Genomic DNA, 6,238 nt, shown 5'->3' on the forward strand with positions numbered 1-6,238 from the left:
CTCCTCCCCAAACACACCATCCCCAACCAACACACCAAAGCCACCCACAACGCCCTCACCAACCTCAACCACCAACTCACACACAACACAAACACAGACACCCGATAGCCACCCGCGGCCCCTCGTGCCCGACCCGCGACTCGCGCACAGACCACCTGCTCACCGCCAACTCCCGTGAAGTCGACCGCGGGAGCTGGCGAACCGGGCCACCCGTCGAAACCGCCCCCGCGACGGGCGCGACCCGGGACCTGCTTTCCGCCCGTCGCTCCGACTACTACTGACAGCCGTCGCCCACTCCGCACCCCGCCGGCCCCGCGCGAACAACGCCCGCCCCAGCCCTACCGGCTGTCACCCCGGCCCGGCACAATCACCCGTATGACGATCACCCCGAGCGCGCCGCCTCCGCGCAGCACTCCGGTCACCCTCGCCCGCAGTTTCCTGACGGGGGCCGTGATCGGGGGCTCGCTGGCCGCGCTCGTCGTCGGCGTGGTCGTCGAGAAGGTGCCCTTGTTCATCGGGGGTTTGGGACTGCCCATCGCCTACGGCCTGTTACTCCTGCTCGCCGGGGCGCCGCGGCGGGCCCGGGAGGCGGCGGTCGTGCCCCGGACAGCGCTCGCGATGATCGAGAGCCTGCGCGCCATTGGGGGTGAGACGAGCGACGTGCCGGTGCGGTTCGATCTCACCGTCGCACCGGACGACGAGCCGGCCTACCGCGTCGGGATCACTCAGGACATCAACCTGGTCGACCTCCCCGACTACCGGCCGCGCGGCGTCCTGGTGGTGAAGTATCCGCAGGACAGGCCGTGGCGGGTGAGGATCGTGAAGCGGCCGACCCCGGAGTGGGAGGAGCGGGCGGCCGGCGCTCAGCTGGATTCGGCTCCCGAGTCGACCATGGTGACCGAGCCTCCCGAGGGCCGTTCGACCGGCTTCGTCGGGCTCTTCGGCCTGCTGCTCGCCGCGGCTGCCGTGGTCTTCCTGTTCCGCGTGGACCTGTTCGAACAGCAGGACTCCGCTTCTCCGGCACCGACGGTCACTTCGACGTGGTCGACCACGGTGGTGTCGTCCGGGACCGGGACTGTCTCCCTCGGGCCGGACCAGTCGTTCCTCGACGACGGCGAACTGCGCAAGGCCATCAACTCCCTTACCGAGGGGAAGGATCCGCGCCAGGCGATCACCGTCTTCGCGCAGGAACGCGTGCTGTCGGTCGTGTTCTCCCCGAGCGGCACGAAGGCCCCCCAGTTCGATCCGCTGTCCCTGCCCTACGAGCGGTTCCCGGCCCTGGTCAAGGAGGCCGAGACGACGCTCGGCGTCCGCTCCCCGACGTCCTGGCAGATCACCGCCGACCATCTCGCCGGCTCCCTCACGATCAGGGTCGGCGTGACCGGGCCCGAGGGCAGTGCCTCGCTGGAGGCGAACGGTGAGGGCCAGGTGGTGCGACGCACCCCGGCACGCTGATCACCGCGCTTCACCCGCGCTCGACGCGCTTCGACATCAAGACTGCTTTCCACCAGCCGACTTGGGCCGGCCGCCGCGGCTCCCCACCGGCCCGGACGTGGTAGATCTTGCACGCGACGGGTTGCCACGGCAGCGAGGAAACCCCGGCGGACCGTACCGGAGGGACAGGAGGAGGACGCATGGGCTGGCACGACTGTCTGGCGCTCTGGTGCGGGGTGTTCGGCACATTGGCACTGCTCGGGTACGGGCGGTCGCTGGCGGGGGTGACCCGAGCCCAGCGGACGGTCCGGGTGATGGGGCGGATCGAGCGGGTGCAGGAGCCGCGGCACGGAGGTTCCGAGGGGGACGGCATAGCGGTCGTCGTCACCTTCCAAGACTCCTCCACCGGGCAGGAGTTCACCGTGACGAACGACGGTGACTGCGGCGACAGGATCAACACGGCCTGGACGGGCCGGGAGATCGGGATCCGCTATCCGCCCGGGAGACCGCACGCCTTCCGGTTCACCAACGACCTCTGGGCCGGCCGCTACGGGCTCGGCTGGCCGAACTTCGCGGTGTTCCTGATCTACGTCGGGCTGGTGGTCGTCGCCGCGATCGACTGGGGCTGGCCGTGGGCCCTGATCGGTGTCGGCGCGCCGTGGAGCGTGTTCCTCGCGTGCTCCCTGCCCCAGGAGGTCCGCCAGGCGCGGAGCCGGTTCGACACCCTGGCCGCGATGGTTCCCGTTCCGGGCCGTGTGGTCGCCGTCGTCAGGAACGTCCGCACCGACGAGGACGGCTACACGTCCACCAGCCAGACGCCGGTGGTCGCCTTCACCACCCACGAGGGCGCGGCCGTCACCGCCTACTGCTTTTCAGGCCTGCCGGACCCGACCAACTCGTACGGCCGGAACGTCACGATCCACTACTCCCCCGCCGACCCGGCCGACTTCACCCCGGACCTCGCGTCCGCACAGCGGTCCTGGAGGAGCGGAGTCACCAGCGGCACCGTGGGCCTTCTCGTCACGGCGTCGGCGGCAGTCGCGGGAGCGCTCCTGCTCTGACACCCAACGGCCGTAGCACCATCGGCCAGCGAACCGTCCTCAGTCACGGGGCCGGTCCCGGAGCCGTCGTCGGCCTGCGGCATCCTGGCCCGATGAATGCACCGAGGGCCCAGTGGGTCAACACGACACATGACTGGTCGAGCGCCGTCGATACGGACCATCTGGCGCACATCAGGCAGAACCCGGCGGAGTTCGCTCCGGACGGACCGTGGCACCTCGTCCTGGAAGTCCTCGGCTATGCGGCCGACGAAGCGTCAGGCAGTGGCGGCGGGCGCTGTGTCCTCGTTCTCCACGCCGACGGCTCGCTGTCCGTCAGGGACGACGGGCGGGGCACCGACACCCGGGTGGACGAGCGGGGCCGGAGCGTGAAGAAGCCGGTCATGGCGACGAAGGACCTTCGGTTCTTCGACTCCCCGCAGGCCGAAGTGCTGCCCGACGGTCATCCCCGGCGCGGCATGTCCGTCGTCGCAGCGCTCAGCGACTGGCTCGTCCACACCAACCGCCGTCTCAACGGAGCCTGGACCCAGCGCTACGAACTCGGCGTCCCCGTCACCGGCCTGGAGCCCATCGAGGTGGACGGCACGACCGGGACACTGGTCCACTTCAAGCCGAGCGCACCAGTGGGCCCGCTCACCACCCCAACGCTCACCGGCCCGACACTCACCGGCCCGACGCCTGACGACCTGACACACCTGGCCGCGACCTGGCCGCAGTTGGAGGTCCAGTTCGACGACCGGCGTGGGCCGCACTGATATTCGAGACATCCAAGACATCCGAGATATCTGACCGGCAGCTGTCCGAGTTCCCGCGTGCCAGGTCCTCCCGCGTCTCAGGTCAGGCTCGCGGCCTGTTCCCCCGCTTTCCGGGGCGTCCTCTCGCGACGCGGGAGCAGCAGCGGGGTGGCGAGGAGGAGGAATCCGGCGGCGGCGATCGCGGTGCGGGGGCTGGTGGTGGCGGCCAGCAGGCCCCAGAGGGCGGTGAGGGCCGCGATGGCGGCACTGCTGCTGATCGACCATGCGGAGAGGGTGCGGGCGAGCTTGTCGGGGTCGATCTGTTCGAGCCGGTGGGTGGCCAGCAGCGGATTGAACAGGCCGCAGCAGGTGACCAGCCCGAGCTGGACGGTGACGATGAGGACGATCCCGGGGGCGCCGGGCTGGACGAACGCCAGCCCGATGGGCCAGCACGCGCGCAGCACTCCGGCGGTGAGCAGCGTCCGGTGCTGTCCGAAGCGCGCCGCGAGCGGGCGGGCGAGGCGTGAGCCGAGCAGGCCGCCGACGCAGGGGGAGGCGAACACGAGGCCGTACTGCCAGGGTGCGTAGCCGAGGCGGCCGAGGAGGAGTACGGCCATCAGCGGTTCGGCGGCCATGATCAGGCCGTTGACCACGATCGTGTTGAGGAACAGCGGGCGCAGTGTGGGGTGGGCGAGGATGTGGCGCCACCCTTCGAGCAGGTCTCCGGCGCGCAGCCGTGGTGCGCCGGTCGGCGCGGGGTGCGGTTCGGTGCCGCCGATGGCGCGGATGCCGAGGGCCGAGAGCAGGTAGCTGAGGGCGTCGGCGACCACGGTCACCACCGGGCCGAACAGTCCGATGGCGGCCCCGCCGAGCGGTGGCCCGACGGTGGTGGCGGTCCACGTCGTCGATTCGAACCGACTGTTCGCGACGAGCAGGTCCTGGGCTGGCACGAGCGTCTTGAGGTACGCGCCGCCGGCGGCCTTGAAGGCGATGTCGGCCGCGGCGGTGACGACGGAGACGACGAGGAGTTGGGCGAAGCTGAGCCGGCCGAGCGCGAACGCGGCGGGGACGCTCAACAGCACCGCGAACCGGGTCAGGTCCATCGCCATCATGACCGGCCGTTTGCGCCGGAACTCCATCCACGGACCGAGCGGCACGGCGACCAGGGCCCCCACTGCCCGCCCCGCGGCGGACAGCAGCGCCACCTGGGTCGGTCCGGAGTGCAGCACGAGGATAGCGAGGAGGGGGAACGCGCCGAATCCGAGCCCCGAGCCGTAGGAGCTGACCGCGAACGCCGCCCACAGCCATCCGAACCGTCGCCCCAGTGCCCGCCGCCCGTTCATGCCCGTACGCCTTTCGCCGATCCGAACAACCACCCGATGACCACCGGCATCAAAGCGGATGGCGAATGGCGGGATCAAACAACCGATCCGCCGGGAAGGCACAACCATCCGTTGTGCGGACACGATGGGCGGCGTGGATCTCGACGCTGTGCGGGTCGACGGCGACGGCTTCGACCAGTTGCCCTGGTGGGAGCGTGCCGGAGGCACCGGCACGACGAGTGCGCGGTGCCGCCAGGAGCCGATGCCGTTGCAGCCGGTCTGGATGTGGTCGGTGATGACGTACCCGGGGACGATCGGCGAGCCCGAACAGGTCCAGATCCCGTCCTTGACCGGTTCCTGGAACGGCCACACCCTGCGGGGAGGAGGTGTGCACAACATGTGCCGATCGCATGAACAGGCAATCTTGGCCCAAAGTCGCCCTGCGCACGGGAGCCCGTCAGGTCGGAGCGATGGAAGCTGCGAGGTGGAAGCCCTGCGGGGGAGGCCGCGCGGTCGATGACGAAAGCGCCTACGCCTGGCACCCGCAGGTCAGTCGGAGCAGAATCACGTCCATGTTCACGACCAATCGCCTGACGATACGCCAGTGGCAGCCCGAGGACCGCGAACGGGCACTCGACATCTACTCCCGCTGGGAGGTGACGCAGTGGCTGGGCCGCGATCCCCGCACCCTGGAGAACCTCACTGACGCCGAGGCGACGATCGAACGCTTCCGCTCCCGCTCGGCCGACCCGCGCTTCGGCATCTGGGCGGCGGAACGGAAGGACACCGGCGTGGTCGCCGGCTCCGTCCTGCTCGCCCCGATCCCGGACGGCGACGGAGAGGTCGAGGTCGGCTGGCACCTCCATCCGGACAGCTGGGGGCAGGGCTACGCCACCGAGGCCGCGCAGGGCGCCGTGGCCAAGGGATTCGCGGACGGCCTGGCCGAGATCCACTCGGTGGTCCGGCCGGACAACCGGCCGTCGCTGGCCGTCTGCCACCGGCTCGGCATGACCGCGCTGGGCCGCACCACCCGCTGGTACGGCATGGAGTTGGAGGAGTTCCGACTCACCCCCTGACGGGGATCCGGGCGAGGACAGCCCGTTCGGCTCGCCCGTCGCCCGGGCGGGCCGGTCCGCCGGATCCCGGCGCCGATTCGGTGCCGGGTGGTCAGGTGAGGTCAGTCCCGGGGATCATCCCGTTCCCGTGTCGCTATCTGAGCGCATTAAGCCCGGATGGCCGGTTCGCCCCCTTGAGGAGGACTTCGCATGCGTCGTCGCACGACCTGCCCCGTCTTGACCGCAGCCGTCGCGCCGGCCTTCGTGCCGCTCGCGGGCTGCACCGGTGTGGGCAGCGACGCTGCCGCGCCGGCGGTCTCCGCGCCTCCCCCGCCGGAGCAGGCGTTCGGCCCGAACTGCGCTGCGGGCGGCCTGCTGCTGACGCTCCGCCGGACCCGCCGCTGACCGCCGCCCTGCCGGTTCCGGGCACACCCGGGACCGGCAGGATTCCGGCTCCGTCGGGCCGTGCGGCACTGGTGCCCCCGGGCTGATCGCACGCCCTGGACAAGGATCGGGGGGGGGGGGGGGGGGGGGGGGGGGGGGGACGAGCCCCTTTCCCCCCCCCCCCCCGGAGGGGGGAGAAACCCCGCAACCCCCGCGGGGTTTTTCCCCCCCCCTCAGGGGACTACAGGAGG

At 71.0% G+C, this 6,238-nt stretch carries 6 protein-coding genes; 5 read left to right on the forward strand and 1 reads right to left on the reverse strand.

The features are described 5' to 3' along the window. Positions 1-375: 375 nt before the first annotated feature. The 3 genes from AC07AL_RS36000 (at position 376) to AC07AL_RS36010 (ending at position 3,247) form a co-directional block, all read left to right on the forward strand. On the forward strand, positions 376-1,455 hold the full coding sequence (locus tag AC07AL_RS36000; RefSeq protein WP_363633393.1) for a hypothetical protein: 1,080 nt from the start codon (positions 376-378) through the stop codon (positions 1,453-1,455). A 179-nt stretch (positions 1,456-1,634) separates the two neighbouring features. Then, complete coding sequence (locus tag AC07AL_RS36005; protein WP_363633394.1) at positions 1,635-2,495, forward strand: DUF3592 domain-containing protein; 861 nt, start codon at positions 1,635-1,637, stop codon at positions 2,493-2,495. A 92-nt stretch (positions 2,496-2,587) separates the two neighbouring features. Further along, on the forward strand, positions 2,588-3,247 hold the full coding sequence (locus AC07AL_RS36010; protein ID WP_363633396.1) for an ATP-binding protein: 660 nt from the start codon (positions 2,588-2,590) through the stop codon (positions 3,245-3,247). Between the two features lie 77 nt (positions 3,248-3,324). Here the strand turns inward: AC07AL_RS36010 and AC07AL_RS36015 are convergent, their stop codons facing one another. Further along, positions 3,325-4,569 (reverse strand): MFS transporter, encoded by a 1,245-nt coding sequence (locus AC07AL_RS36015; RefSeq protein WP_363633397.1) that lies wholly within the window; start codon positions 4,567-4,569, stop codon positions 3,325-3,327. Between the two features lie 551 nt (positions 4,570-5,120). Between AC07AL_RS36015 and AC07AL_RS36020 the strand changes: the two genes are divergently transcribed. Beyond that, positions 5,121-5,624, forward strand: coding sequence for a GNAT family N-acetyltransferase (locus AC07AL_RS36020; RefSeq protein WP_363588679.1), 504 nt, complete (start codon positions 5,121-5,123; stop codon positions 5,622-5,624). 189 nt (positions 5,625-5,813) lie between these two features. Further along, a complete protein-coding gene (locus AC07AL_RS36025) occupies positions 5,814-6,008 on the forward strand; it encodes a hypothetical protein (protein ID WP_363588681.1) in 195 nt (64 codons plus the stop codon). Positions 6,009-6,238 lie beyond the last annotated feature (230 nt).

The organism is Kitasatospora sp. NPDC043949 (assembly GCF_056435365.1).